Origin of the sequence: Rhizobacter sp. OV335 (assembly GCF_900142965.1) — a bacterium.
GTDB lineage: Bacteria > Pseudomonadota > Gammaproteobacteria > Burkholderiales > Burkholderiaceae_C > Rhizobacter.
The window spans coordinates 47,988-72,468 of sequence record NZ_FRCQ01000023.1 but is presented as its reverse complement, the minus strand read 5'-3'; the positions used below and the strand labels follow the sequence as shown (position 1 = coordinate 72,468).

Genomic DNA, 24,481 nt, shown 5'->3' with positions numbered 1-24,481 from the left:
CCCGGGGGGACTTCCCATGATCAAGATCAACAACGTTTCGAAGTGGTACGGCGCGTTCCAGGTGCTGACCGATTGCACGACCAGCATCGCCAAGGGCGAGGTGGTCGTGGTGTGCGGCCCGTCGGGTTCGGGCAAGTCGACGCTGATCAAGACGGTGAACGCGCTGGAGCCGATCCAGAAGGGCGACATCGTCGTCGACGGCATCTCGATCTCCGACCCGAAGACCAACCTGCCGAAGCTGCGCAGCCGCGTCGGCATGGTGTTCCAGCACTTCGAGCTGTTCCCGCACCTGACCGTCACCGAGAACCTGACGCTGGCGCAGATCAAGGTGCTGAACCGCAAGCCCGAAGAAGCCAAGGTGCGCGGCATGAAGATGCTCGACCGCGTCGGCCTGAGCGGGCACAAGGACAAGTTCCCCGGGCAGCTGTCGGGCGGCCAGCAGCAGCGCGTCGCGATCGCCCGCGCGCTCAGCATGGACCCGATCGTGATGCTGTTCGACGAGCCGACCTCGGCGCTCGACCCCGAGATGGTCGGCGAGGTGCTCGACGTGATGGTGCAGCTGGCCAACGAAGGCATGACGATGATGTGCGTCACGCACGAGATGGGCTTCGCGAAGAAGGTCAGCAACCGCGTGATCTTCATGGACGCCGGCAAGATCGTCGAGGACTGCACCAAGGACAGCTTCTTCGGCAAGCCCGAAGAGCGCACTCCGCGCGCGAAGGAATTCCTGTCGAAGATCCTGCAACACTGAGGTGATCTGAGCTGATGGCGCGGGTGCGAAAATCGGCGCATGACGACCGATTCACTCACCCTCACCACGCCCGACGACTGGCACCTGCACCTGCGTGACGGTGCCGCGCTCGCCGCGGTGCTGCCCGACACCGCGCGCCAGTTCGCCCGCGCGATCGTGATGCCCAACCTGCGCCCGCCGGTCACCACCGCGGCGCAGGCCGTGGCCTACCGCGAACGCATCCTCGCGGCGCGCCCCGAAGGCTCGGCCTTCGAGCCGCTGATGACGCTGTACCTGACCGACAAGCTGCCGCCCGACGAGATCCGCCGCGCGAAAGATGCCGGCGTCGTCGCCGTCAAGCTCTACCCGGCCGGTGCCACCACCAACAGCGACGCCGGCGTCACCGACCTGCGCAAGACCTACGCCACGCTCGAGGCGATGCAGCGCGAAGGCCTGCTGCTGCTGGTGCACGGCGAGGTCACCGACCCGGCGGTCGACGTGTTCGACCGCGAAGCCGTCTTCATCGACACCGTGATGCAGCCGCTGCGCCGCGACTTCCCCGAACTGAAGGTGGTGTTCGAGCACATCACCACGCGCGAGGCGGCGCAGTACGTGGCGCAGGCCGATGCGCACACCGCCGCCACCGTCACCGCCCACCACCTGCTCTACAACCGCAACGCTATCTTCCAGGGCGGCTTGCGGCCGCACTACTACTGCCTGCCGGTGCTCAAGCGCGAAGTGCACCGCCAGGCGCTGGTACAGGCCGCCACCTCGGGCAGCACGAAGTTCTTCCTCGGCACCGACAGCGCGCCGCACGCGTCGCACCTGAAGGAGCAGTCGGTGTGCGGCGCGGGCTGCTACACCGCGCTGTCGGCGATGGAGCTGTATGCCGAGGCCTTCGAGGCGGCCGGCGCGCTCGACAAGCTGGAGGCCTTCGCGAGTTTCAACGGCGCCGATTTCTACGGCCTGCCGCGCAACGCCGGCCGCGTGACGCTGCGCCGCGAAACATGGACACTCCCCGAAGCCCTGCCGTTCGGCGAGGCCCAGCTGAAACCGCTGCGCGGCGGCGAGACGATCGGCTGGAAACTGGAGACCGCATGACCCTGCTCGACAAGCCCGCCCGCATCGCGCTGCTGATCGATGCCGACAACTCGCCGGCCAGCAAGATCGACGTGATCCTCGCGGAGCTGGCCAAGGTCGGCGTCGCGAACATCCGCCGCGCCTATGGCAACTGGAAGAAGGACGGGCTGAAGGGCTGGGAGGCGGTGCTGCACGAGTACGCAATCCGCCCGGTGCAGCAGTTCGACTACAGCAAGGGCAAGAACGCGACCGACATGGGCATGGTCATCGAGGCGATGGACCTGCTCTACACCGACCAGCCCGATGCGTTCGGCATCGTCTCGTCCGACAGCGACTTCACGCCGCTCGTGATGCACCTGAAGGCCAAGGGCGCGCTGGTCTACGGCTTCGGCGCGAAGAAGACGCCGATGCCCTTCGTCAATGCCTGCTCGCGCTTCCTGTACCTCGAGAACCTGGGGCAGGCGGTCGAGGTGGCTGAGGCCGACAGCGCACCCAAGCCGGCCAAGGCCAAGCCGGCGGCCGGGCGCAAGACCCGCGGCGGCGCCAAGGCGGCTCCGGAGCCCGCGCCGGTGGCCGAGCCGGCCGCGGCGCTGCGCCAGGACACCGCGGCGCTGAAGCAGGATGCGCGGCTGGTCTCGCTGCTGCGCAACGCCGCCGAATCGGCGGCCGGCGAAGACGGCTGGTCGGCGCTCGGCGCGGTCGGCCAGCAGATCGGCAACCAGGCCTCGTTCGACCCGCGCAACTACGGCTACCGCAAGCTGATCGACCTGATCGAGGCGACGCAGCTGTTCGAACTCGACCGCCGCGGCAGCCAGGTCGTGCTGCGCGACAAGCGGCTCTCGAAGAGCAGGGGATAATGCGCCGGTGAAGCGGACCAGACCGCCGCTGGTGCAAGGCCCGAAAGGGCGCACTGGAGGAAGGTCCGGACTGCACAGGGCAGCGTAGCAGCCAACGGCTGTCCACCGCGAGGTGAGGATCAGAGCAACAGAGACGAGTCGCCGCATCGGTCGCAAGGCGGGCGTGGCGGGTGAAACGGGCAATCTCTACGCGCAGCAATACCAAATAGGCACACGTTGATTCGGCCCGAGGAGTGTGCGGGTAGGTAGCACCGAGCCGGGCAGCGATGCCCGGCCCAGAGGAATGGCGGTCACGTTCAACGGTTCGCAAGAATCGGGGGACGCACAGAATCCGGCCTATCGGTCCGCTTCACACTATCCACTGACCATCAGGTCATCAAGCCATACACCCGCTCGGGCGGGATGCGCGGGAACGCGGCCGCGTTCTCGGGGGCGCCTTCGATCGCGAAGCCCACCTGGGACGAATCGCGCCGATGGGTCTCGCCGACCGGCTTGCCGTTCTTGTCGCTCAGCGTCGCGACAAGCGGGTGCGGCCCGGTGACCGCCCGGCGGATCACGACGCCCACCTCGCCCGAATGGAGCCGCACCAGGCTGCCGGGCGGGTGGACGCCGACGGTCTTGATCATCGCCATCGCCAGTTCATCGCCGGCGCTTTGCTGGAACAGCTGGCGCGTCGCCATCTGCGGCGTCATCGCCGGGCGCTTTTCGCGCGCGCTGATCTTGGCCATGTAGACGTCGGCCGCGCGCAGCACACGCGCTTCCGGGGTGGGTTCGTGCCCGTGCGGGTAGCCGGCACCGCCCAGGCGTTCGTGGTGGCCCAGCACGGTCGCCAGCCAGGTTTCGTCGTCGACGCCGACCGCCTGCAGCATCGCGACCGAGGCTTCTGGGTGCGCGCGGATCTGCTCCAGCTGCTTGCGGGTCGGTGGCGTGTCCTGCGCGGCCAGCGTGGCCTGCAGGTCGAACATCGACAGGTTCATCGTCAGCGCGGCACAGCCGAGCGAGGTGCATCGCTCGGGCGCCCACCCGAGCTGGCGGGCCGTCAGAAGCGCCAGCGCCGCCACCCGGACGGCATGGCGGAACGGGTAGAGCGCAAAGCGGCGCTCTTCCTGTCGCATGCATTCGAACAGCGCCACGTCCGGATCCCGGTCGACCAGCGCCTGCAGCGCAACGAAGAAGCTCGTCACCGCCGTGCCTTGCGCTTCGCGGCGCTGGAGCGCACGCGGCACCTGGTCGAAATGGAGCATCAGGCGCTCCCAGCGGTCGAAGATCGACAAGGCGGCAACGGCCTGGGCCTTCTTGGCCGCGGCAGACTGCGCCTGGCGGGCCGCCTCCACCAGGGCCCGCTCCGCCCAGGCGCCTCGTTCGTGCAGTTCGTCGAGCTGGCGTTCATCGAGCAGCACCTGCCCGGCGTTCAGCAACAGCCGCTCATGCGTGTCGAGGATCCGGAACGGCAGCGGCTCGCCCACGTGCAGCAGATCGCGCACCTGGACCAGAGGAACGCGGTCCGTCGAGGAGCTCATGGGCTGAGTGTGACGCAAGCGCCGTCGCAGGTCGACCCCGCACGTGCACGGGGCCGCGGACCGCCCGCTACACTCGACGCTCCGCATGAATCCCGACGCACAACACCTCTGGCGCGCACCGCGCTGGGCGCTGGCCGCGCTGCTCGCATGCCTCGGCATGCTCGGCCCCTTCTCGATCGACACCTACCTGCCGGCCTTCACCGGCATCGCGCAGTCGATCGGCGCGACACCGGTCGAGATGCAGCAGACGCTGTCGGCCTACCTGTTCGGCTTCGCGGTGATGAACCTGTTCCACGGTGCGCTGTCCGACAGCCTCGGGCGCCGCCCGGTGGTGCTGTGGGGCATCGCGGTGTTCACGCTCGCGTCGGCCGGCTGCGCGCTGTCGCAGCACATCGGCGCGCTGGTGTTCTTCCGCGCGCTGCAGGGCATGTCGGCCGGTGCCGGCATCGTCGTCTCGAGGGCGGTGATCCGCGACATGTTCCCGCCGGCCGATGCGCAGCGCGTGATGTCGCAGGTCACCATCTACTTCGGCATCGCGCCGGCCATCGCGCCGATGGTCGGCGGCTTCCTGTTCGTGCATGTCGGCTGGCACGCGATCTTCTGGTTCCTCACGGCCGTCGGCATCGCGCTGTGGATCGGCAACTGGCGGCTGTTGCCCGAGACGCTGCATGCGTCGCAGAGGCAGCCGTTCAACGTGCGCCACCTGATGCGCGGCTACCGGCAGCTGGGCTCGAACCCGCGCTTCCTGATGCTGGCGCTCGCCAGCGGCATTCCGTTCAACGGCATGTTCCTGTACGTGCTGTCGGCGCCGGTCTTCCTCGGCGACCACCTGCACCTGCAGCCCGGCCAGTTCTTCTGGTTCTTCCTGATCACGATCGGCGGGATCATGGGCGGCGCCTGGTTCTCGGGGCGGCTGGCCGGCAAGATCAAGCCGCACCACCAGATCCGACACGGCTTCGTGATCATGCTGGTGGTGTCGGTCGTCAACCTCGCGCTGAACCTGCTGCTCGTGCCGCAGGCCTGGTGGGCGCTGCTGCCGATCGGCATCTTCGCGTTCGGCTGGGCGCTGATGGTGCCGGTGGTCACGCTGATGACGCTCGACCTGGTGCCTGAGCGGCGCGGCATGGCGTCGTCGTTCCAGGCCTGCATCGGCAGCCTGGCCAACGGGCTGGTGGCCGGTGTGATCGCGCCGTTGGTGATGCATTCCACGCTCTGGCTCGCGATCGCGTCGTTGCTGATGATGAGCATCGGCGTCTGCGCTTGGATCTGGGTCAAGCCGCGCGTCGTCATCAAGCTCAAGCCGGCGGCCTGAGGGTCGATATCGCCTGAGGCGCCCCGAGTTTCCGGGGCGTGCCGGGAGCGTTTCCATCATGTCCACCATCCTGTCTGGCCGCATTGCTGCGGTATTGCTCGGCCTGAGCCTGTGCGTCGCTGCGGCGCAGGCGTCCGACGTCCACGCGCCGGATCCGCGCAATTCGCCGGTCAAGCCGATGAAGGATGCCGATGCCGACAAGCCGGCGACCGCGAAGGCCGCGAAGGCACGCGGCTTCGAGGATCCGATGGACCGCCTGCGCCAGCGCCTGGCCGAGAAGCTCGGTGCGCAGCAGGCCGAGGCCAACCCCGACATCGTGCGCGTGGCCAACCGGCCGGGCGCGGCGTCGACCACGCCGGTGCGCTCGGCGGCGGTGCAGGCGGGCGGCGGCGGTGGCAATGCCGCTGCGCTCGACGCCCGCGAGCCGGCCGAGCCGCGTGCGATCGCCGCGCGCCCTTCGCGTTCGGCCGTGGCCGCGCACGGCGCATCGCCGCACTGGGACTACAGCGGCGACGGCGCGCCGGAGAACTGGAGCAAGCTGAAGCCCGAGTTCAGCGCCTGCTCGGCCGGCAAGCGCCAGAGCCCGATCGACATCCGCGATGGCATCTCGGTGCAACTCGATCCGGTGCAATTCGACTACAAGCCCAGCAGCTTCAAGGTGCTGGACAACGGCCACACAGTGCAGGTCAACGTGGCGCCGGGCAACTCGATCGAGGTGATGGGGCGCCGCTTCGAGCTCGTGCAGTTCCACTTCCATCGCCCGTCCGAAGAGCGCATCAACGGCCGCCAGTTCGACATGGTCGCGCACCTGGTGCACAAGGATCTCGAAGGCAAGCTTGCGGTGGTCGCGGTGCTGCTGGACCGCGGCAGCGTGCAGCCGCTCGTGCAGATGGTGTGGAACAACCTGCCGCTCGAGAAGGGCGACGAGGTCGCCGCGCGTGCGACGCTCGACCTGAACGCGCTGTTGCCATCCGAGCGCGGCTACTACACCTACATGGGCTCATTGACGACGCCGCCGTGCAGCGAAGGCGTGCTGTGGATGGTGATGAAGCAGCCGGTGGGCATCTCGCCGGAGCAGATCGGCATCTTCTCGCGGCTGTACCCGATGAACGCGCGGCCGATTCAGTCGGCGAGCGGGCGCTTGATCAAAGGTTCCAATTGATCGGCAGGGACATGCGTGCCGTTGCCTGCGGGAGAGCAGGGGAATAGGGTCTCGCCCCAGACCCTGGCCTCCGGTAAAGTTCATGACGTTCCTGCTCCATCCCACCATGCCCTACGCCATCGAACTCAAGGCCCTGGTTCCCAGCCAGTTGGCCAAGGTCGAGCGAGAGAATCGTCCGGTTGCTGTGGCGGTCAAGGTGCTGAGGCAGGTTCCCATTTTTGGTGATCGCCTGTTGGCGCACTACTTCAACAGGACGTCGAAACGGCTGGCACAACATGCCGTGTGGTTCCGAGGCGCTCGCTCCCGAGTCACCGATGACAAGAGCGAATCGTTGATCGATGCTGACTTCGACCTGTGTGACTCACTGGATCGATTTGCTGATCGCCTGCAGGTTCTGCGTGCGGGGCTGCTCGGCGTGCAGACGATGGTGCGTCAAGGCCACTGCGCCTTGACGCTGGACGCCGTCAAGGTGCTGCTGAGAACGTCAGCGGAGTTGTTCGAGGAAATCCAGGCGTTCAAGACCGAGATGATGGAGCACGATGCCGACCGTGCACCACGCGACGAAGGCTGGACCGCCAGCACACCCGAAGAAGTCCGCAAGCTGTTCGCCCGACTCTGATCATCCGCCGCCCCGTGGCTGGCTTCTTGATCGAGCGCATCGATTGCAACAATGCGCTGTTCCGTCGCAAGTTGAAGAAACTCGATGCCGCTGTGCTCGCCGAGGTCTGTGCACGCCTTGCACTGTTGCCTCGGCAGAATCCGATTCCGCTGGGCTTGCACGCCCATCCACTGAAAGGCCAAACCGTCCGCTCGGCGCTGGATCCCTCTGTGGACGTTCCCGTCTGGACGTTGCACGCGACCGCCGATGACCGCTGCAAGGCCAGCTTCACCGTCGAGAAGGGCGTGGCCTACTTCCGCACCCTGGGCGCGCACGACGAGGTCGACAAGGCACCCTGACAATCTCCGAAATGGACGGTAGTTGTACCGTAGGGGCGTACTCATGATTCCTGCTTCCTCACCTGCTGCGGTTCCTGCTGCATCGGTTTCTCTCGAGATCCTGTCGCCTATTGGTTCCGCGCAATCGACAAAGGCGCTGACCGTCGTCGCCGAGAAGCCCCCGCAAGCGCACGTCGAATTTGGCTGGCAATACATGCTGGCGAATCCGGTACTTCTCGCGGGAGCCATCGCTGCGAGCGTGGCGCTTCTCGTCGGCTTGCTTACTTTCTCCGGGGTCGCGATTTCTCTGTGGTTCGCTCACAAACGCATGCGGCAAGAACTTGCGGCTGCCGCTCGTGAGGGAATTCGAAGCCGCGACCACAGCAGGCAGCAGGCAACTTTGGACCGAGTTCATTCACGCGAAGAGGCAGTTGCAGAGCGTCAACATTCCGAGGAGCAGGCGACCCGTGCACGCCTCATGGAAGCTCGGCGCGACCTGTACTCCGAGATGATCGAAGCATGCATTCGCATGCAAGGCCTGATCGGCTCTATGCCAACGATGGATCTACTCGTCGAGGAGGAGTACGTGACGAAGACGCTTTCAGAGCTTGCCGTGGCGGTCAACAAGACGTGGCTTCTGTCTGGACCAGGGACTGCGTACAAGATCCGCGAACTGCATTCACAGCTCATGGAGCTATTCGGAAACGTGGCCGCGAGTGTTCGACCATTGCAGGGACTCAAAGGACGCATCGCGTGGGCTCAGGACCGCGTCAGGAACGCAGTGGCGGAGCGTTGGAAGATCGTCGATGCACTCGACAACAATCGCATATACAAAGGCGACGATCAACGTATCGCGAATGAACTCAGGGGGCTGTTGAAGGTACAGGCGCACATCATCGATGACTGCACAAAAATTGTGGACGAGTCGCAGGAGGAACTCCAGCCGAAGGTTCGAAGGATCCAAGAGTCAATGCTGACGTCAAACGCCCAAGCCATGCTGCAAATCCAGTCGGTCATGGCCGCGTGTCGGGAAGAGCTTGGGTTAGAGGGTGATAGCGAGGAGCTTCGGCAGCAAACGAACGAGATGCATGCCCGGGCGATGGCCATGTTTGTCGGAGTCGTTGGTGAGGCGCATCCGCCAAGCAAGGCAAGCTGACACCCGCGGAGCGACCACCGGCAGAGCAACCGCCACGGTCAGGCGATATCCGCAATCTGCGCATCGACCGGCTCGATCGCTGCCCGCACGATCGTCTTGGCCTGCGGCACCCCCGCCTGCTCCAGCACCCAAGACGCTGCGGCCGGTGCGTCTTGGGTGATGCGCCGGACCGGCGCCTTCAGCGACGTGAACACCTTCTCTCCAACGATCGCCGCGATCTCGGCGCCAATGCCGCATGGCGTGGCGGCCTCGTGCACCACGCCAGCCGGCCGATCTTGCGCACCGAGCGCGGGATCGTCGCCTCGTCCAGTGGCAGAAGCGGGTTGTCGCTGCGGACTGGCAGCTGGCCATCGGCCGGCCGCGGTCCGGGCTTTCAGGCTGGTCGCTTTTGGTGCCACGCCGCCCGCGCTTGGCGCTCGGCCTCCGCCTCGCGCCCCCGTTTGGGATCCTCGCACCGTACGCATCCACCGTCTCTCCCCGCTCTGCCCCACGCCTTCCGGCTGGCACGCCCGTTGCATGTATACAAGAAGGTGTTCTAAACAGGGGCGATCGGGATCGTGCACTGGCGAACGGGCACGACTCCTGCGAACCCTCCCACGCGGTGACGCACAGGAGCGCAGAGATGACGCATGACATGACGCACGAGAGTGCAGCGGCCGGACTCCATCGGCGGGATGTGCTGAAGGGCGCCGGCGCGGCGCTCGCGCTGGGTGGCTTCGGCAGCCTCGCGAACGCGCAGGCGCCGATCACCGTCGGCTTCATCTACGTCGGCCCGAAGGACGACTTCGGCTACAACCAGGCGCATGCCGAGGCGGTGGCCGAGATCAAGAAGCTGCCCGGCATCAAGGCGGTCGAGGAAGAGAACGTCCCCGAGACCACGGCCGTGCAGAAGGCCATGCAGGGCATGATCTCGCAGGACGGCGCGACGCTGCTGTTCCCCACCTCGTTCGGCTACTTCGACCCGCACATGCTCGCGGTGGCGGGCAAGAATCCGAACGTGCGCTTCGCGCATTGCGGCGGCATGTGGACCGAGGGCAAGCACCCGAAGAACACCGGCAGCTTCTTCGGCTACATCGACGAATGCCAGTACCTGAACGGCGTCGTCGCCGGCCACATGAGCAAGAGCAAGAAGCTCGGCTTCATCGCGGCCAAGCCGATCCCGCAGGTGCTGCGCAACATCAACGCGTTCACGATGGGCGCGCGCTCGGTCGACCCGTCGATCACGACCACGGTGATCTTCACCGGCGACTGGTCGATGCCGGTCAAGGAGGCCGAGGCCACCAACAGCCTCGCCGACCAGGGCGTCGACGTGTTCACGATGCACGTCGACGGGCCGAAGGTGATCGTCGAGACCGCCGCCAAGCGCGGCAAGTTCGTCTGCGGCTACCACGCGAGCCAGGCCAAGCTCGCGCCGGCCGCGTACCTCACCGGCGCCGAGTGGAACTGGATCACCGCGTACAAGACCATCATCGACGCGGCGCGCACCGGCAAGCCGCATCCGAACTTCGTGCGCGGTGGGTTGAAGGAAGGCTTCGTGAAGCCCTCGCCATACGGCGCGATGGTGTCGGCGCCGGCGAAGAAGGCGGCCGACGACGTGAAGGCCGCGATGCTGAAGGGCAGCTTCGACATCTTCAAGGGGCCGCTGAAGGACAACGCCGGCAAGACGATCATCGAGGCGGGCAAGGTGTTCAAGCAGACCGATGCCACGCTCGAAGGAATGAACTACCTCGTTGAAGGCGTCGTCGGCAAGACCGGCGCCTGAGATGAACGCGCGCCACGCCGAAACGCTGGAATCGGTCGCGCTGCCGCTGCTCGCGATGGGCGGTGCGCTGCTGCTGTTCGGTGCCTTCGTGTGGTTCGGCGGCAAGAGCCCGGTCGACGCGTGGACGCTGCTGTTCAAGGGCGCGTTCGGCGACTGGTTCTCGTGGCAGAACTCGCTGCAGCGCGCGGCACCACTGATGCTCACCGCGCTGTGCGTCGCGGTCCCCGCGCGCGCCGGCCTGGTCGTGATCGGCGGCGAGGGCGCACTGGTGCTGGGCGGCCTCGCGTGCGCGACCTTGCCCTCCGTCATCACGCCGCCCGCCAATGCGTTCGGCAGCGCGCTGCTGCTGCTCGCCGCCGGCGCGGCCGGTGCGGGCTGGATCGCGCTGGTCGGCGTGCTGCGCCAGCGGCGCGGCGTCAACGAAACGATCAGCAGCCTGCTGCTCGCGTACATCGCCATCGCCCTTTTCAAACACCTCGTCGAAGGCCCGCTGCGCGACCCGGCCAGCCTGAACAAGCCGTCGACCCGGCCGATCGCCGACGCGCTGCTGATCGGCGGCATCGGCGGCAGCGACATCCACTGGGGCCTGGCCTTCGGCATCGTCGCCTGCATCGCGCTCGGCCTGTGGCTGTTCCAGACGCCGTCCGGCTTCGCGACGCGCGTGGTCGGCGGCAACCTGCGCGCCGCGCTGCTGGTCGGCCTGCCGGGCACGCGGCTGATCGTCATCGCCTGTGCGATCGGCGGCGCGTGCGCCGGGCTCGCCGGCGGCATCGAGGTGCTGGCGGTGCACACCAGCGCGAACGCCGCACTGATCGCCGGCCTCGGCTACAGCGGCATCCTGGTGTCCTTCGTCGCGCGCCACAACCCGTGGGTGGTGATGCCGGTGGCGGTGTTGTTCGGCGGCTTCGGCGCGGCCGGCAGCCTGCTGCAGCGGCGCATGGACCTGCCCGATGCGTCGGTGCTGGTGCTGCAGGGTTTCGCGTTCCTGCTGATCCTCGCGAGCGAGGCGCTGCGCGGCAAGCTGTTCGTCGTGCGGGCGACGCCGGCTGCGGCACCGGTCGTCGTGCCGGCCTCTGCACAGGTGAGCACATGACCAGCACCGAACTCTTCTTCAACGTGCTGATCGCCGTGCTCGGCGGCGCGGTCCGTGTCGGCACGCCGTTCCTGATGGTCAGCCTCGGCGAATGCGTCACCGAGAAGGCCGGCCGCATCAACCTCGGCCTCGAGGGCGTGCTGGTGTTCTCGGCGATGAGCGGCTTCGGCGGCGCGTACCTCAGCGGCTCGGCCTGGGTCGGCGTGCTGGTCGGCGGCCTGTCGGGCGCGGCGCTCGCGCTGCTGCACGGCCTGGTGTGCTCGCTGCCGCGCGTCAACGACATCGCCACCGGCATCGCGCTGATGCTGCTCGGCAGCGGGCTCGCGTTCTACCTCGGCAAGCCGCTGATCCAGCCGCAGGCGCCGCAGATCCCGGCCTTGGCGCTGGGCGAGTGGAGCAGTTCGGCGCAGATCCGCTCGGCGCTGCAGATCAACGCGCTGTTCCCGATCGGCGTCGCGATCGCGGCGCTGCTCGCGTGGGGCTTCAAGGCGACGCGCTGGGGCCTGGTGCTGCGCATGGCCGGCGACTCGAGCGATGCGGCGCGCTCGCTCGGCTACTCGGTCAACGGCATCCGCATCGCCGCCACGGTGGTCGGCGGCTTCATCGCGGGGCTGGGCGGTGCGTCGTTGTCGTTGCACTACCCCGGCAGCTGGAACGAAGGGCTGTCGAGCGGGCAGGGGCTGATCGCGGTGGCGCTGGTGATCTTCGCGCGCTGGAGCCCGTGGCGCTGCCTGGGTGCCGCGCTGCTGTTCGGCGGCGCCGGCGCGCTCGGGCCTGCGCTGCAGTCGGTGGGCATCAGCAGCGGCTACTACCTCTTCAATGCGGTGCCGTACGTGCTGACGCTCGCGATCCTGGTGTGGACCTGCTCGCCGACGCGTACGGTCAAGGGCGCGCCGGCGGAGCTCGGAGTCTCGCGATGAGCCGCTACGTGCAGGCTGATCCCTACCGCTGGCCGTTCGACGGCGACCTGCGCGCCGACAACACCGCGCTGATCGTGATCGACATGCAGGTCGACTTCTGCGGCAAGGGTGGCTATGTCGACAAGATGGGCTACGACATCGGCCTGACGCGCGCGCCGATCGCGCCGCTGCAGCGCCTGATGGCCGCGATGCGCGAGGCCGGCCACCTGCTGATCCACACCCGCGAAGGCCATCGCCCGGACCTGAGCGACCTGCCGGCCAACAAGCGCTGGCGCTCGCGCCGGATCGGCACCGACGGCATCGGCATCGGCGATGTCGGGCCCTGCGGTCGCATCCTGACGATCGGCGAACCGGGCTGGGAAATCATCCCCGAGCTCGCGCCGCTGCCCGGCGAACCGGTGATCGACAAGCCCGGCAAGGGCTCGTTCTACGCGACCGACCTCGAGCTGATCCTGCGCACCCGCGGCATCCGCAACCTGGTGCTGACCGGCATCACCACCGACGTCTGCGTGCACACCACGATGCGCGACGCGAACGACCGCGGCTACGAGTGCCTGATCCTCTCCGACTGCACCGCCGCGACCGACCTCGGCAACCACCTCGCGGCGCTGAAGATGGTGACGATGCAGGGCGGGGTGTTCGGCGCGGTGGCCGATTCGAATGCATTGATCGATGCGATCCAGATTCACCAGGAGCAGTCCCCATGATCACCCGCCGCCGCACCCTGCAAACCCTCGCTGCCGCCTCGCTCGGCGCGGCCTCCTTCGCCCGCGCCGCGGACGACAAGATCCTGATCGGCTACTGGCCGATCGCGAGCGGCCTGCCGCTGTACGCTGGCCTCGAGCTCGGCACCTTCAAGGAGGCCGGCCTCGATGTCGAAGGCGTCAAGTTCTCCAGCGCCCAGCAGGTCGCCGAGGCGATGATCTCCGGCCGCATCCACGGCTCGGCCAACGGCACCGCGTCGGCCGTGCTGGCACTGGCCGAGATCACCTCGCCCGGCCTCTTCAAGATCATCTGCAGCAACCCGTCGAACCACAAGCTGGTGCTCGACGAGTTCGTCGTCGCGAAGGACAGCCCGATCAAGTCGCTCGCCGACCTGAAGGGCAAGCGGATCGCCAGCGGCCCCGGCATCCAGAACGTCACGCTCGCGAAGATCATGCTCGAGAAGAACGGTGTCGCGAGCCCGCAGGTCACCGAGCTGCCGGTCGGCCAGCACGTACCGGCCCTCGTCGGCGGGCAGATCGACGCGGTCTACACGCTCGAGCCCACCGGCACCGCGGGCCGCCTGAAGGGCCTGACGCGCGTGCTCGAGACCGGCGTGATCAGCAAGTACGTGCTCGGCGATGCCGATGCACCGTGGTTCGGCGGCTCAGCCAGCGTGACCACGACGCTGCTGAAGGAGCGCCCGGCCGACGCGAAGAAGTACATCGCCGCGTACGCGAAGGCGGTGGAGCATGTGCGCAAGAACCCCGAGGAGTCGCGCAACCACCTCGACGGCTTCACGTCGATCGACGCGTCGCTGGTGAAGGAGGTGCCGCTGTCGGGCTTCACGCTCTACAACGAGTTCAAGCCGAGCGACATCGAGGCCTTCCAGAAGTTCTTCGACGTGTTCACCGAGCGCAAGATCTTCTCGCGCGCGGTGCCGGTGAAGCCGCTGCTCTACACCGCCTGACCCCCGGAGGCCGCGCCATGAACGTCTCGCGACTGATGGACCGAAGGCTGCTGCCGCTGATCGGCCCGCTGCTGCTGTTCGGCCTGTGGGAGCTGGTGATCTCGGCCAAGTGGATCAAGCCGGTGCTGCTGCCGCCGCCCGGCGAGACGCTCGCCTACCTGTGGGGTGCGGTGACGAGCGGCGCGATCCTGCCGGACCTGCTGTCCACGCTCTGGCGCACGCTGGCCGCCTTCGGCATCGCGGTGCTGATCGGCGTGCCGCTGGGCGTGCTGCTCGGCAGCTCCGAGCTCGCGTACCGCAGCGTCGAGTTCGTGATCGACTTCTTCCGCTCGACGCCGAGCTCGGCGCTGATCCCGCTGTTCATGCTGATCTTCGGCATCACCGACATCAACAAGATCGCGATCGCGAGCTTCGGCGCGATGCTGATCGTGCTGTTCAACAGCGCGTACGGCGTGATGAACGCGAAGAAGACGCGGGTGATGGCGGCGCAGATCATGGGCGTGTCGCGCTGGCATGTGTTCAAGGACGTGATGCTGATGGAGAGCCTCGCGCAGACCTTCGTCGGGCTGCGCAGCGCGGTGTCGATGGCGCTGGTGATCGTCATCGTCGCCGAGATGTTCATCGGCTCCGAGACCGGCCTCGGCCACCGCATCATCGATGCGCAGCAGGTCTTCAACGTGAAGGACATGTACACCTCGATCCTGATCACCGGCGCGCTCGGCTACCTGCTGAACCTCGCGTTCCTGCTGGTCGAGAAGAAGCTGATCCACTGGAGCGGCAAGGCATGAGCGGCCCGGTGCTCCACCTGCCGCACGTGACGATCCGTGGGCTGAGCAAGTCGTTCGCCGGCGCGCCGCTGTACACCGACTTCAACCTCGACCTGCCGCGCGGCGAGATCGTGTCGATCTTCGGACCCAACGGCTGCGGCAAGTCCACGCTGATGAACATGATCGCCGGGCTGATCCCGCCGGACGCCGGCGAGATCCTGTTCGACGGCAAGACGCTGAAGCAGACCAACATCGGCTACGTGTTCCAGAACTACCGCGATGCGCTGTTCCCGTGGATCAGCGCCTGGGACAACATCGCCTACCCGCTGCGCCGCAAGGGCATGAAGGAAGCGCAGGTGCGCGAGCGGGTCGACGAACTGGTGAAGCTGTTCGAGATCCGCTTCGACCTGAAGCGCTACCCGTACGAGCTGTCGGGCGGGCAGATGCAGACGGTGTGCATCATGCGGGCGCTGGCGCCGCGGCCGGAGGTGATGTTCCTCGACGAGCCGTTCTCGGCGCTCGATTTCGAGATGACGCTGTTCATCCGCGAAAAACTGCAGGAGGCGCACCTCGCGACCGGCGTGACGATGGTGATCGTCTCGCACGACCTGGAAGACGCGGTGTTCCTGGCCGACCACATCCTGCTGCTGACGCGCCGGCCGACGCGCATCGCCGAGTTCGTGCCCTTCGACATGCCGCGGCCGCGGCTGCCGGAGGCGGTGTCGGACGAGCGCTTCGTGCGCGTGAAGGCGCACACGCTGGAAGTCTTTCGGCGGGAGATGAAGGCATGACCGCGCCGATGGACCCGGTGCCGCGGGCGACCGGTGCGCTGGCGCTCGACACGTATCAACTCACCAAGCGCTTCGGCGCCTTCACCGCGCTGGACGGCGTGTCGCTCGCGGTGCGGCCCGGCACCGTGCATGCGCTGCTCGGCGAGAACGGCGCCGGCAAGAGCACGCTGGTGAAGTGCGTCGTCGGCTGGCAGCGCGCCGAAGAAGGCAGCGTGCTGATCGACGGCCGCGAGCGCGACATCGCGTCGCCGGTGGTCGCGCGCGAGCTCGGTATCGGCATGGTCTACCAGCACTTCACCGTGGTGCCCGGCATGACGGTGGCCGAGAACCTGCTGCTCGCGCGTGGCCGGCTGCCGGCCGTCATCCACTGGCCTCGGGTGCGCGAGGAACTCACCGCGTTCCTCGAGACCACGCCGTTCAAGCTCGACCTCGATGCGACGCCGCAGCAGCTGTCGGCCGGGCAGAAGCAGAAGCTCGAAATCCTGAAGCAGCTGTTGCTGAGGCCGCGGCTGCTGATCCTCGACGAACCGACCTCGGTGCTGACGCCGCAGGAGGCCGACGAAGTGCTGGGCCTGCTGCGCGACCGCGCGCATGCGGGCGATTGCAGCATCGTGCTGATCACGCACAAGTTCCGCGAGGTCACTGCGTATGCGGACGACGTCAGCGTGCTGCGCCGCGGGCGGCTGGTGGCGGCGCACCGCGTGGCCGAGACCGATCCGCGGCAGCTGGCAGCGGAGATGATCGGCGCGGCGGACGACACGGCCGCCGAAGCGAAGCGCGAGTTCGCGCCGCCGCAGCGCGCCGTGCAGGAACGCGGCGCGGCGCGGTTGACGATCGAGTCGCTGACGGTCGACGGCGACCGCGGGCAGGCAGCGGTCAATGGGCTGAGCCTGAGCGTGCATGCGGGCGAGATCGTCGGCGTGGCCGGCGTCTCGGGCAATGGACAGCGCGAGTTCGCCGAGGCGCTGGTCGGCCAGCGCCGGCGCGTGTCGGGCGAGGTGTGGGTCGGCCACGGCGAGCAGCGCGAGCGCTTCGCCGCGACGCGCGCGCAGAACCAGCGCCTGAAGGTGCGCAGCCTGCCGGAAGAGCCGCTGCGCAACGCCTGCGTCGGCGAGCTGAGCGTCTCGGACAACATCGGCCTGCGCGCCTTCGACCGCGCTCCCGCGGCGCGCGGCGGCTGGCTGCGCGCGTCGGCGCTGCGCGAGCGCGCACGCCGTTTGATTGCCGAGTTCGGCGTCAAGACGCGCGGCGAGCTGGCGCCGATCCGTTCGCTGAGCGGCGGCAACGTGCAGCGCGCGGTGCTGGCGCGCGAGCTGAGCGACGACGCCGAGGTGCTGATCGTCTCGAACCCGGTGTTCGGGCTCGACTTTGCGGCGGTCGCCGAGATCCACCAGCGGCTGATGGACGTGCGCAACCGCGGCGGCGCGGTGCTGCTGATCAGCGAGGACCTGGACGAGCTGCTCGCGCTGTCGGACCGCATCGCGGTGATGAGCGAGGGGCGCATCGTGCACGAGGCCGACGCCTTGCAGGCGGACCGTCACGTCCTCGGCGGCTTCATGGGCGGGAGCCATTGATGATCCAGGTCGATGCCCTGCCGGGCCCGTTCGAGTTCGAGCCGGCGCACACCGCGCTGGTGATGATCGACATGCAGCGCGATTTCATCGAACCGGGCGGCTTCGGCGCGGCGCTCGGCAACGACGTGTCGCTGCTGGCGCCGGTGGTGCCGGCGGCGGCCGAGCTGGTCGCGCTGTGCCGCGCGATCGGCGTGCTGGTGGTGCACACGCAGGAGTGCCACCGGCCGGATCTGTCGGACTGCCCGCCGGCCAAGCGGCTGCGCGGCAAGCCGAGCCTGCGCATCGGCGACCCGGGGCCGATGGGGCGCATCCTGATCGAGGGCGAGCCGGGGGCCGGCTTCGTGCCCGAGCTGATGCCCCAGCCCGGCGACGTGGTGATCGCGAAGCCGGGCAAGGGCGCGTTCTACGGCACGCGGCTGGCCGAGGTTCTGCAGGACCAGCAGATCACGCGGCTGATCTTCGGCGGCGTGACGACCGAGGTGTGCGTGCAGACGACGATGCGCGAGGCCAACGACCGCGGCTACGAATGCCTGCTGGTCGAGGAGGCGACCGGCTCGTACTTCCCGCAGTTCAAGGCGGCGACGCTGGCGATGATCCGTGCGCAAGGTGGGATCGTCGGGTGGACGGCGTCGCTGCGGGCTGTGAGGGCTGCGCTCGATTTCGCCCGGTCGGGCGAGTCACTTTCATTTGCCTTGCCAAATGAAAGTAACCAAAGCAAAGGCGCTTGAATACAACACCATGCGGTTCGTTCTGTCCCGCTGCGGACAACACGGACACGCCGCTGTGTATCGGCCCTTGATCGGGATTGTTGCTCTCCCTCTCCACTTGACTCGCTCGCTTCGCATCGTCTCGCACCGGCCGTGTCATGCGGGCGATGCGCAGCGAGCTGGGTGGAGAAGAACGGCCAACAATCCCAATCAAGGTGGAGCTTCAGCCCAAGCGGCCATGTTGTCCGCAGCGGGACAGAACGAACCGTATGGTGTTGTATTGAAGCCCTTTGCTTTGGTTACTTTCATTTGGGCTCAAATGAAAGTGACTCGCCCGACAGGGCGAAACCCGCCAGAGCCCGGCGCGCCTACGCCCCGCGCCGCAGCGCCTCGATCAACTTCTCGCGCTCTTTCCCCGCCGCCGCGTTCTCCGCCAGCAGCGCGATGAACTGCTCGTGCGATTGCGCCTTGGCTTGCGCCTTCTTCACCAGCACCCCCGCGATCGGCCCTAGGTGGGCCGTCAACACCTTGCGCGACTGCGTGACCACCTCGTCGGTCAGCGCATGGTGCCCGGTCGGCAGCGACGGGTTCACCGGGTGCGACATCGCCTGCGTGCCGGTCGCGCCCAGCTTCGCGGTGAAGCGCGCCCGGTCGGCATCGCTGCCCAGGTGCTCGCAGACCTTGGCCGCCAGGCCCGGCAGGTCGGTGCTGAAACGCGCCGCGTTGCGCACCAGCACCTTCGCCACCGGCCCGACGAACGAGGCCAGCGCGAGTTCGACGCGCGCCAGCGTCTGCGGATCCCAGCCGGTCAGCGGCGTGGTGGTGCGGCCCGACCCGGCCGACAGCGGCGTCGTCGGCGCGTGCGGATCAGCCGACGCCGGCCCGGCCGCGCGCGGGGCCATGATCACGGTCGTTTCCGATTCATCGTCGTCCGTCGGCAGCACGCGCTTCGCGAGCGCCTGGCGGAACAGCGCCGCGCTCGCGAAGCGCGCCTGCGGCTTCTTCGCCATCGCGCTCGCGACGATGCTGTCGTAGAACGGCGGCCGCGGCGCGATGTCGATCTTGCTCGGCGCGGTGGGCTCGTCGTTCAGCACCTTGTACATCGCCGTCTCGGGCGAACCGCGGAACGGCGCCTGCCCGACGAGCATGCCGTACAGCAGCACGCCGGCCGCGAACACGTCGACACGGTGGTCCACGTTCTCGCCGAGGTACTGCTCCGGCGCCATGTAGCCGGGCGTGCCGATGGTCGAGGTGATCTGCGTCAGCACCTGCGACTCGATGCGGGCGATGCCGAAGTCGGTCACCTTCAGCTGCCCGGTCGCGGTGACCATCAGGTTGGCCGGCTTGATGTCCCGGTGCCACACGCCGTGGCGGTGCGCGCAGTCCAGCGCATCGAGCAGCTGGTCCATCAGCTTCAGGATGTCGACCTCGGGCAGGCGCGGGGTCGCGGCCAGGATCTTCGACAGCGTGCGGCCCTCGACGTATTCCATCGCGATGAACGCGGTGTCGTCGTCTTCGCCGTACTCGTAGATCGGCACGATGTTCGGGTGCGACATGCGCCCGACCGCCTGCGCCTCGTTGCGGAAGCGCTCGGCGGTGGACGAGCCCGACAGGTCCTCGCCCACCAGGTGCTTGCGGATCGTCTTGATCGCCACCGGCCGCTGGATGACCGGGTCGAACGCCTTGTACACCACGCCCATGGCACCTTCGCCGATCACGCCGGTGATCGGGTACTTGCCGAGTTGCTCAGGGTGCTTCATGGTCGCGCGAGGTATTTCACTCCAGGAGCTTCAAGGCATGCACCAGGCTCTTGCGCATGCGGGCGAAGGATTCGGCCAGAACGCCGATTTCGTCACGCGATTTCGTGTTGAACTCCGGCGCGTCGAGCTCGCCCAGGCTGACCCGGTCCGACAGCGTCGACAGCCGGCTCACCGGCCGGAGCACCAGCTGCCACAGCATCAGGTTCAGCGCCAGCACGATCAGCAGGAACACGCCGGCCAGCAGCGCCATCACGACGCGGAACGCGCGGTCGGCGCGCTCCAGCGGCACCGACATCGGCACCGACACGATCTGCGCGCCCAGCACCTCGGTCATGGTCCAGCCGAAGCCGTTGGCCGGGCCGTACTTGTCGACCATCGGTTTCGGGGCCGCGTCGACCGTGCTGTGGCAGCGCAGGCACACCGGGTTCGACAGCTTGATCGGCCGCGCGATGTAGGTGACCGGGCCCGTGGGCGTCACGCGCTGGCCGACGAACTCGCTGCGCTCCGGGTTCTGGCGGAACTGCTGGATCACGTCTTCTTCCCAGTCCTGCGCGCGGTCGCGCGGGTTGGTCGGGTTCAGCATCGCCGGCTTGTAGGCGTACTCCGGGTGGTCCTTGCGCAGCGTGTTCAGCACCTCGGTCGACGAGTAGGCGGGCACCGACTGCGGCAGGAAGGTGTACTTCATCTGCGTCTCCAGCAGCGGCGCGATCTGCGTCGCGGTGTAGGAGCTGACCGCCAGCGCGTTCTCCATCAGCAGCCGCGCGCGGTCCAGCACTTCGTCGTGGGCGTTCTGCTGCAGCAGCGCGCGGGCGATGTACCCGGCGGCGCCCAGGCCGAGCGCGAACACGATCAGGAACACCAGGTTGAATTTGAGCAGCAGCTTCATGGGGCCTCTTGGGGGTGGTGCCGGGACTTACGAACGGGATGCAGAAACGGACGCAACAGCGCGGACGCATGCGCCGGCGTCATGGCCGGGCTTCGACCTTCTTGGGCAGGTACTTTTCCGGGAACAGCGTGCGGTCCCACTCCGGGTGGGCGCGCAGCGTGCCGACCAGGCCACGCCGGAAATCCGGGTTGCGGGCCTCGCCCTTCCAGCGCGGCACGAACCCCGCCCGCAGGCCGGCCTCGGCATCGATCCAGGCCGCCACGTCGTCGTAGGCGATGCCCGAGAGTCGCGCTGGCTCGACCTCGCGGTTCTTGAAGCGCTCCAGCCGCGACGGCAGCGTGTCGAGGAAATCCTTCGGCACGCGCTGGATGAAGGCCGCGTTCGGGCGCGCTGCCACGGTGGCCTTCGGGGCGCCGGCGCGGGTCATGAACTGCTCGCCCTTCAGCGCGAGGTTGCCGAGCGGCCGGCCGTCGAGCAGCTCGACGAGGGCGACCTCGCCGGCCTCGGCGAAGACGTAGGCATCCTGCGCCTGCACCGACACGACGGCGCGCTGCGCGACGGCGGTCGCATCGAACAGCAGGCTGTTGAAGACCGGGCCGGCCGCCGAGGCTGGCGCCGTCACCTTGACCCAGCCCTGCAGCAGGTAGAAGCGGCCGGGCGCGCGGCCGGCGAGCCTGGGGGCGATCTGCACCCGGGTCGCGGGGCCGAGGTCGGCGATCAGGCCGTCGGGGAACTCGATGCGCAGCAGGCGGCCCTGGGTGCCGGTCTCGACGATGTCTTCGCGCAGCAGGCGCACGCCTTCGGCCGGCGCGAAGCGGGCGGCCTCACGGATCAGCACGGCCTCGCCGTCGACGATGGTCAGCGTGGCCAGCGGGGCGGCCGGAGGCGCGGCCGCCGCCAGCAGCGGGATACAGAGCAGCAGGCTCCGCAACGTTTTCAGCCACATGGGCACACCTTCGCTTCGTGGGCGTGGGTTTTGGGGCCGACAAGCATAACGGCAGTGGGTGACGGGGCCTTCGACAGGCTCAGTCCGAACGGCGTTTCACAGTTCTCCGGCCACCGGCCGCGCGCTGTGCAGCTTGTGCAGCGTGATCTTGCGCACCTCGGCCTTGCTCGCCTCGATGTGGGTGCGCAGCATCAGCTTGGCCGCGTCGGCGCGCCGCGCCAGGATGGCCTTCAGGATCTTCGCGTGCTCGTCGTAGGTCGCGCTGATGCGCGGCGGCTGCGTGAAATCGAGCCGGCGCACGATGCGGATGCCATCGGTCACGTCGGCATGCACGCGCGCCATCTCCAGGTTGCCGGCGGCCGACACCAGCGTCGCATGGAAGGCCTCGTCGAGCGCCGCGACTTCGGCAGTGTCGGCCTTGCGCTCCTTCTCGGGCACCAGCCAGGTCGCCTTCAGCAGCCCCAGGTCGGGCATCGGCTCGGCTGCGCACAGCCGGTCGACCGCGGTGGCCTCCAGCACCACCCGCAGGTCGTACAGCTCCTCCAGCTTGCGGAAATCGAACGGCGACACGCTCCAGCCGCTGCGGAAGGCCACCTGCACATAGCCTTCGAGCTCGAGCCGGAACAGCGCCTCGCGCACCGGCGTGCGCGACATCTCGAGCCGCTCGGCCATGTCGCTCTCGGTGAAGCCGTCGCCGGGCAGCAGCACGAAGTCGAAGATCGCCGCCTTGATGCGGCGGTAGGCGCCTTCGGCGCGGGTCAGTTCGCGGGGGTTGGCGCGCGGGGCGGTCTTCGTGGCCAGCGGTTTCATCCCATCAAGCTTACATGGGCCGATACGACACGCCAGCCGTCAGGGGTGCGCATCCAGGTCTGCGTCTGCCGGCCGGGCCGCGTGCCGCCCTCGCGCTGGAACTCGATGTGGGTGGTCGCGAAATCCTCGCCGTAGGTCGTGACCTGCGTGCGCAGCACGCTGCGCGCGAGGCCGGTCGCCGGCCGCGCCGAGCGGAAGGCACGGATCGCGGCGATGCCGTACAGGTTCTCGCCGACGCCGTAGCGCAGCGTGTGCGGGCTGTCCCAGAACAGCTCGTCGAGCACCGCGACGTCGTTGCCGACCAGCGCGCGCTCGTAGCGCTCGAAGGCCGCGGTCAGCACGGCCAGCACATCGGGGCGGTTGATCTCCATGCGGGTGCAGGCCTCAGATCCCGGCGACCGGCGACACCGCCGCGCCGCTCGCCTCCAGCGAGCGCGCCACGCGCAGCGCCAGGTCCTCGCGCCACGGCGCGGCGATCACCTGCACGCCGATCGGCAGCTTCAGCAGGCCGTCCGGCCACAGCGGCGCCGCCACCACCGGGCAGCCGGCGAACGACACCGGCTGCGTCAGCAGGCCCATCGACGGGCGCGTCGGCATCGCGACGCCATTCAGGTCGAAGCTCTCGGCACCGAGCAGCGTGGCCTGCACCGGCGTCGCCGGCGCGAGCAGCACGTCCCAGTCGGCGAACAGCGCGTTGACGCGCTCGCGGTACAGGCGCCGGAAGCGCTGCGCCCGCACGTACCACTCGGCCGGCTGCAGCGCGCCGGCGATGAAGCGGTCGACCGACAGCGGCTCGTAGTCGGCCGCGCGCTCGCGCAGCGTCGGCAGGTGCAGCGCGCCGCCCTCGGCCGCGCTGGTCACGAAGGCGGCGGCGCGCGCGAGCGCGGCATCGGGCCATTGCACGCGGCGGGTCGCATGCAGCACCTCGGCCGCGATCGCGACCGCCCGCTGCGCCGCCGGCCCGGCGTGCTCGTCGAAGTAGCCGTCCAGCACGCCGATGCGCAGGCCGGTCAGCGGGTGGCCGATCTGCTGCAGCGCCGGCTGCACGCGTTCGGCATGGCAGCCGGGGTCCGCCGCGTCGGGGCCCTGCATCGCGTCGTAGGTGGCGGCCAGGTCCTCGACGCTGCGGGCGAACGGTCCCAGGTGGTCGAGGCTCGCGACGAACGGGAAGCTGCCGCGCCGCGACAAGCGCCCGAAGGTCGGCTTCAGCCCCCACACGCCGCACAGCGACGACGGCACGCGGATCGAGCCGTTGGTGTCGGAGCCGAGCGTCACCGGCACCTGGCCGGCCGCGACCGCGGCGCCGCAGCCGCCGGACGATCCGCCGGCCGTGCGCGCGAGGTCGCGCGGGTTGCGGCTCGGGCCGTAGTGGCTGTTCTCGGTGGTGAAGCCGTACGCGAACTCGTCCATGTTCAGCGCGCCGACCAGCACCGCGCCGGCCGCGCGCAGGCGCTCGACCAGTGCGGCGTCGGCCGTGGCCGGCGGTTCGCCCTGGCGGACCTTGCTGCCGGCACGCGTCGTCAGGCCCTCGATGTCGAACAGGTTCTTCACCGCATACGGCAGCCCGGCCAGCGCCGGCAGCACCTCGCCGCGGGCGCGCTGCGCATCGACCGCGCGCGCCTCGCGCACCGCGCGCTCGAAGGTGCCGTCGGTGAAGGCGTTGACGCGCGCGTCGCAGACCTCGATGCGGGCGATGCAGTGCTCGAGCGCCTCTTCGGCCAGCATCTCGCCGCTGCGCACCGCGCGCACGATGGACATGCCGGTGCTCATGCCCCCTGCATGCACCGAATGCCGCGCGGTCATGCCGGATCCTCGGCCGGAAACGGCGCCGGGCAGTAGATCTCGGCCGGCTCCAGCTCGGCGCCCAGCGGCAGCAGGCGCAGCGGCGCCACCATCGTGCGCGTGCGGGCCAGGTGCGTCGCGACGCGCGCGAGTTGCGCCTCGTCGAGCGGCAGCTCCAGCAGCCGGGCGCTGGCGCGCACGAAATCGAGGATGTCGGATGGCGCGGTGTCGGTCATGGCGGAGACCTCCTTGCGCGGG

26 protein-coding genes and 1 other RNA gene are annotated in these 24,481 nt (G+C 68.5%); 18 read left to right on the top strand and 9 right to left on the bottom strand.

Annotated elements, in window-relative coordinates:
• The first annotated feature begins 16 nt into the window (after nt 1–16).
• From BUE42_RS21930 to rnpB, 4 genes are all read left to right on the top strand, one after another.
• Nucleotides 17–751, top strand: coding sequence for an amino acid ABC transporter ATP-binding protein (locus BUE42_RS21930; protein ID WP_073467422.1), 735 nt, complete (start codon nt 17–19; stop codon nt 749–751).
• Between the two features lie 39 nt (nt 752–790).
• Entirely contained in the window at nt 791–1,831 is a 1,041-nt protein-coding gene (gene pyrC, locus BUE42_RS21925) for a dihydroorotase (RefSeq protein ID WP_073467421.1), read from the top strand.
• Nucleotides 1,828–2,667: an NYN domain-containing protein gene (locus tag BUE42_RS21920; RefSeq protein ID WP_073467420.1), complete on the top strand. Its 840-nt coding sequence runs from the start codon at nt 1,828–1,830 to the stop codon at nt 2,665–2,667. Before pyrC ends, BUE42_RS21920 begins: the two co-directional genes overlap by 4 nt.
• A 9-nt stretch (nt 2,668–2,676) precedes the next feature.
• An RNA gene (gene rnpB / locus BUE42_RS21915) (RNase P RNA component class A) lies at nt 2,677–3,022 on the top strand.
• A 13-nt stretch (nt 3,023–3,035) separates the two neighbouring features.
• Here rnpB and BUE42_RS21910 read toward each other — a convergent pair.
• Nucleotides 3,036–4,187, bottom strand: a complete 1,152-nt coding sequence (locus BUE42_RS21910; protein ID WP_143171684.1) for an HD-GYP domain-containing protein — start codon at nt 4,185–4,187, stop codon at nt 3,036–3,038.
• A gap of 85 nt (nt 4,188–4,272) precedes the next feature.
• Here BUE42_RS21910 and BUE42_RS21905 point away from each other — a divergent pair, with 85 nt between their 5' ends.
• The 5 genes from BUE42_RS21905 to BUE42_RS32515 all read left to right on the top strand — a co-directional run bounded on the left by BUE42_RS21905 (nt 4,273) and on the right by BUE42_RS32515 (nt 8,753).
• Nucleotides 4,273–5,499, top strand: coding sequence for a multidrug effflux MFS transporter (locus BUE42_RS21905; protein WP_073467418.1), 1,227 nt, complete (start codon nt 4,273–4,275; stop codon nt 5,497–5,499).
• 58 nt (nt 5,500–5,557) lie between these two features.
• A complete protein-coding gene (locus tag BUE42_RS21900) occupies nt 5,558–6,661 on the top strand; it encodes a carbonic anhydrase (protein WP_073467417.1) in 1,104 nt (367 codons plus the stop codon).
• A gap of 106 nt (nt 6,662–6,767) precedes the next feature.
• The gene (locus tag BUE42_RS21895; protein WP_073467416.1) at nt 6,768–7,280 is read left to right on the top strand and encodes a hypothetical protein; all 513 of its coding nucleotides are present in this window, start codon (nt 6,768–6,770) and stop codon (nt 7,278–7,280) included.
• A gap of 14 nt (nt 7,281–7,294) precedes the next feature.
• On the top strand, nt 7,295–7,618 hold the full coding sequence (locus BUE42_RS21890) for a hypothetical protein (protein WP_143171683.1): 324 nt from the start codon (nt 7,295–7,297) through the stop codon (nt 7,616–7,618).
• 43 nt (nt 7,619–7,661) lie between these two features.
• Nucleotides 7,662–8,753, top strand: coding sequence for a cytochrome P450 family protein (locus tag BUE42_RS32515; RefSeq protein ID WP_143171682.1), 1,092 nt, complete (start codon nt 7,662–7,664; stop codon nt 8,751–8,753).
• 38 nt (nt 8,754–8,791) lie between these two features.
• Here BUE42_RS32515 and BUE42_RS21880 read toward each other — a convergent pair whose 3' ends face one another.
• Nucleotides 8,792–9,010, bottom strand: coding sequence for a transketolase C-terminal domain-containing protein (locus BUE42_RS21880; protein ID WP_200799008.1), 219 nt, complete (start codon nt 9,008–9,010; stop codon nt 8,792–8,794).
• Between the two features lie 365 nt (nt 9,011–9,375).
• On the opposite strand from BUE42_RS21880, the gene BUE42_RS21875 reads away from it, so the two are divergent.
• Genes BUE42_RS21875 through BUE42_RS21835 form a run of 9 tightly spaced genes read left to right on the top strand, consistent with a single transcriptional unit; the run spans nt 9,376 to nt 18,060 of the window.
• Nucleotides 9,376–10,515 (top strand): BMP family ABC transporter substrate-binding protein, encoded by a 1,140-nt coding sequence (locus tag BUE42_RS21875; RefSeq protein ID WP_235002528.1) that lies wholly within the window; start codon nt 9,376–9,378, stop codon nt 10,513–10,515.
• A 1-nt stretch (nt 10,516) separates the two neighbouring features.
• Entirely contained in the window at nt 10,517–11,608 is a 1,092-nt protein-coding gene (locus BUE42_RS21870; protein ID WP_073467411.1) for an ABC transporter permease, read from the top strand.
• Nucleotides 11,605–12,528: an ABC transporter permease gene (locus tag BUE42_RS21865; protein WP_073467410.1), complete on the top strand. Its 924-nt coding sequence runs from the start codon at nt 11,605–11,607 to the stop codon at nt 12,526–12,528. Before BUE42_RS21870 ends, BUE42_RS21865 begins: the two co-directional genes overlap by 4 nt.
• A complete protein-coding gene (locus tag BUE42_RS21860) occupies nt 12,525–13,235 on the top strand; it encodes a biuret amidohydrolase (protein ID WP_073467409.1) in 711 nt (236 codons plus the stop codon). Before BUE42_RS21865 ends, BUE42_RS21860 begins: the two co-directional genes overlap by 4 nt.
• Nucleotides 13,232–14,200: an ABC transporter substrate-binding protein gene (locus tag BUE42_RS21855; protein WP_073467408.1), complete on the top strand. Its 969-nt coding sequence runs from the start codon at nt 13,232–13,234 to the stop codon at nt 14,198–14,200. The genes BUE42_RS21860 and BUE42_RS21855 overlap by 4 nt, the downstream gene beginning before the upstream one ends.
• Nucleotides 14,201–14,217: 17 nt before the next feature.
• A complete protein-coding gene (locus BUE42_RS21850; RefSeq protein WP_073467407.1) occupies nt 14,218–14,988 on the top strand; it encodes an ABC transporter permease in 771 nt (256 codons plus the stop codon).
• Complete coding sequence (locus BUE42_RS21845; protein ID WP_073467406.1) at nt 14,985–15,758, top strand: ABC transporter ATP-binding protein; 774 nt, start codon at nt 14,985–14,987, stop codon at nt 15,756–15,758. Before BUE42_RS21850 ends, BUE42_RS21845 begins: the two co-directional genes overlap by 4 nt.
• Nucleotides 15,755–17,332 carry an ABC transporter ATP-binding protein gene (locus BUE42_RS21840; protein ID WP_073467405.1) on the top strand — a complete coding sequence of 526 codons (1,578 nt, stop codon included), beginning with the start codon at nt 15,755–15,757 and terminating at the stop codon, nt 17,330–17,332. The genes BUE42_RS21845 and BUE42_RS21840 overlap by 4 nt, the downstream gene beginning before the upstream one ends.
• The gene (locus BUE42_RS21835; protein ID WP_073467404.1) at nt 17,332–18,060 is read left to right on the top strand and encodes a cysteine hydrolase family protein; all 729 of its coding nucleotides are present in this window, start codon (nt 17,332–17,334) and stop codon (nt 18,058–18,060) included. Before BUE42_RS21840 ends, BUE42_RS21835 begins: the two co-directional genes overlap by 1 nt.
• 347 nt (nt 18,061–18,407) lie before the next feature.
• Here BUE42_RS21835 and BUE42_RS21830 read toward each other — a convergent pair whose 3' ends face one another.
• From BUE42_RS21830 to BUE42_RS21800, 7 genes are all read right to left on the bottom strand, one after another.
• Nucleotides 18,408–19,799 carry a serine/threonine-protein kinase gene (locus BUE42_RS21830; protein ID WP_073467403.1) on the bottom strand — a complete coding sequence of 464 codons (1,392 nt, stop codon included), beginning with the start codon at nt 19,797–19,799 and terminating at the stop codon, nt 18,408–18,410.
• A gap of 16 nt (nt 19,800–19,815) precedes the next feature.
• Complete coding sequence (locus tag BUE42_RS21825) at nt 19,816–20,685, bottom strand: Tll0287-like domain-containing protein (protein WP_073467402.1); 870 nt, start codon at nt 20,683–20,685, stop codon at nt 19,816–19,818.
• 79 nt (nt 20,686–20,764) lie between these two features.
• Nucleotides 20,765–21,631 (bottom strand): FecR domain-containing protein, encoded by an 867-nt coding sequence (locus tag BUE42_RS21820; RefSeq protein WP_143171681.1) that lies wholly within the window; start codon nt 21,629–21,631, stop codon nt 20,765–20,767.
• A gap of 96 nt (nt 21,632–21,727) precedes the next feature.
• A complete protein-coding gene (locus BUE42_RS21815) occupies nt 21,728–22,441 on the bottom strand; it encodes a GntR family transcriptional regulator (RefSeq protein ID WP_073467400.1) in 714 nt (237 codons plus the stop codon).
• A complete protein-coding gene (gene hpxZ / locus BUE42_RS21810) occupies nt 22,438–22,812 on the bottom strand; it encodes an oxalurate catabolism protein HpxZ (protein WP_073467399.1) in 375 nt (124 codons plus the stop codon). Before hpxZ ends, BUE42_RS21815 begins: the two co-directional genes overlap by 4 nt.
• Before the next feature lie 13 nt (nt 22,813–22,825).
• Nucleotides 22,826–24,244, bottom strand: coding sequence for an AtzE family amidohydrolase (locus tag BUE42_RS21805; RefSeq protein ID WP_235002526.1), 1,419 nt, complete (start codon nt 24,242–24,244; stop codon nt 22,826–22,828).
• A complete protein-coding gene (locus BUE42_RS21800; protein ID WP_073467398.1) occupies nt 24,241–24,459 on the bottom strand; it encodes a DUF4089 domain-containing protein in 219 nt (72 codons plus the stop codon). Before BUE42_RS21800 ends, BUE42_RS21805 begins: the two co-directional genes overlap by 4 nt.
• Between the last annotated feature and the right edge of the window lie 22 nt (nt 24,460–24,481).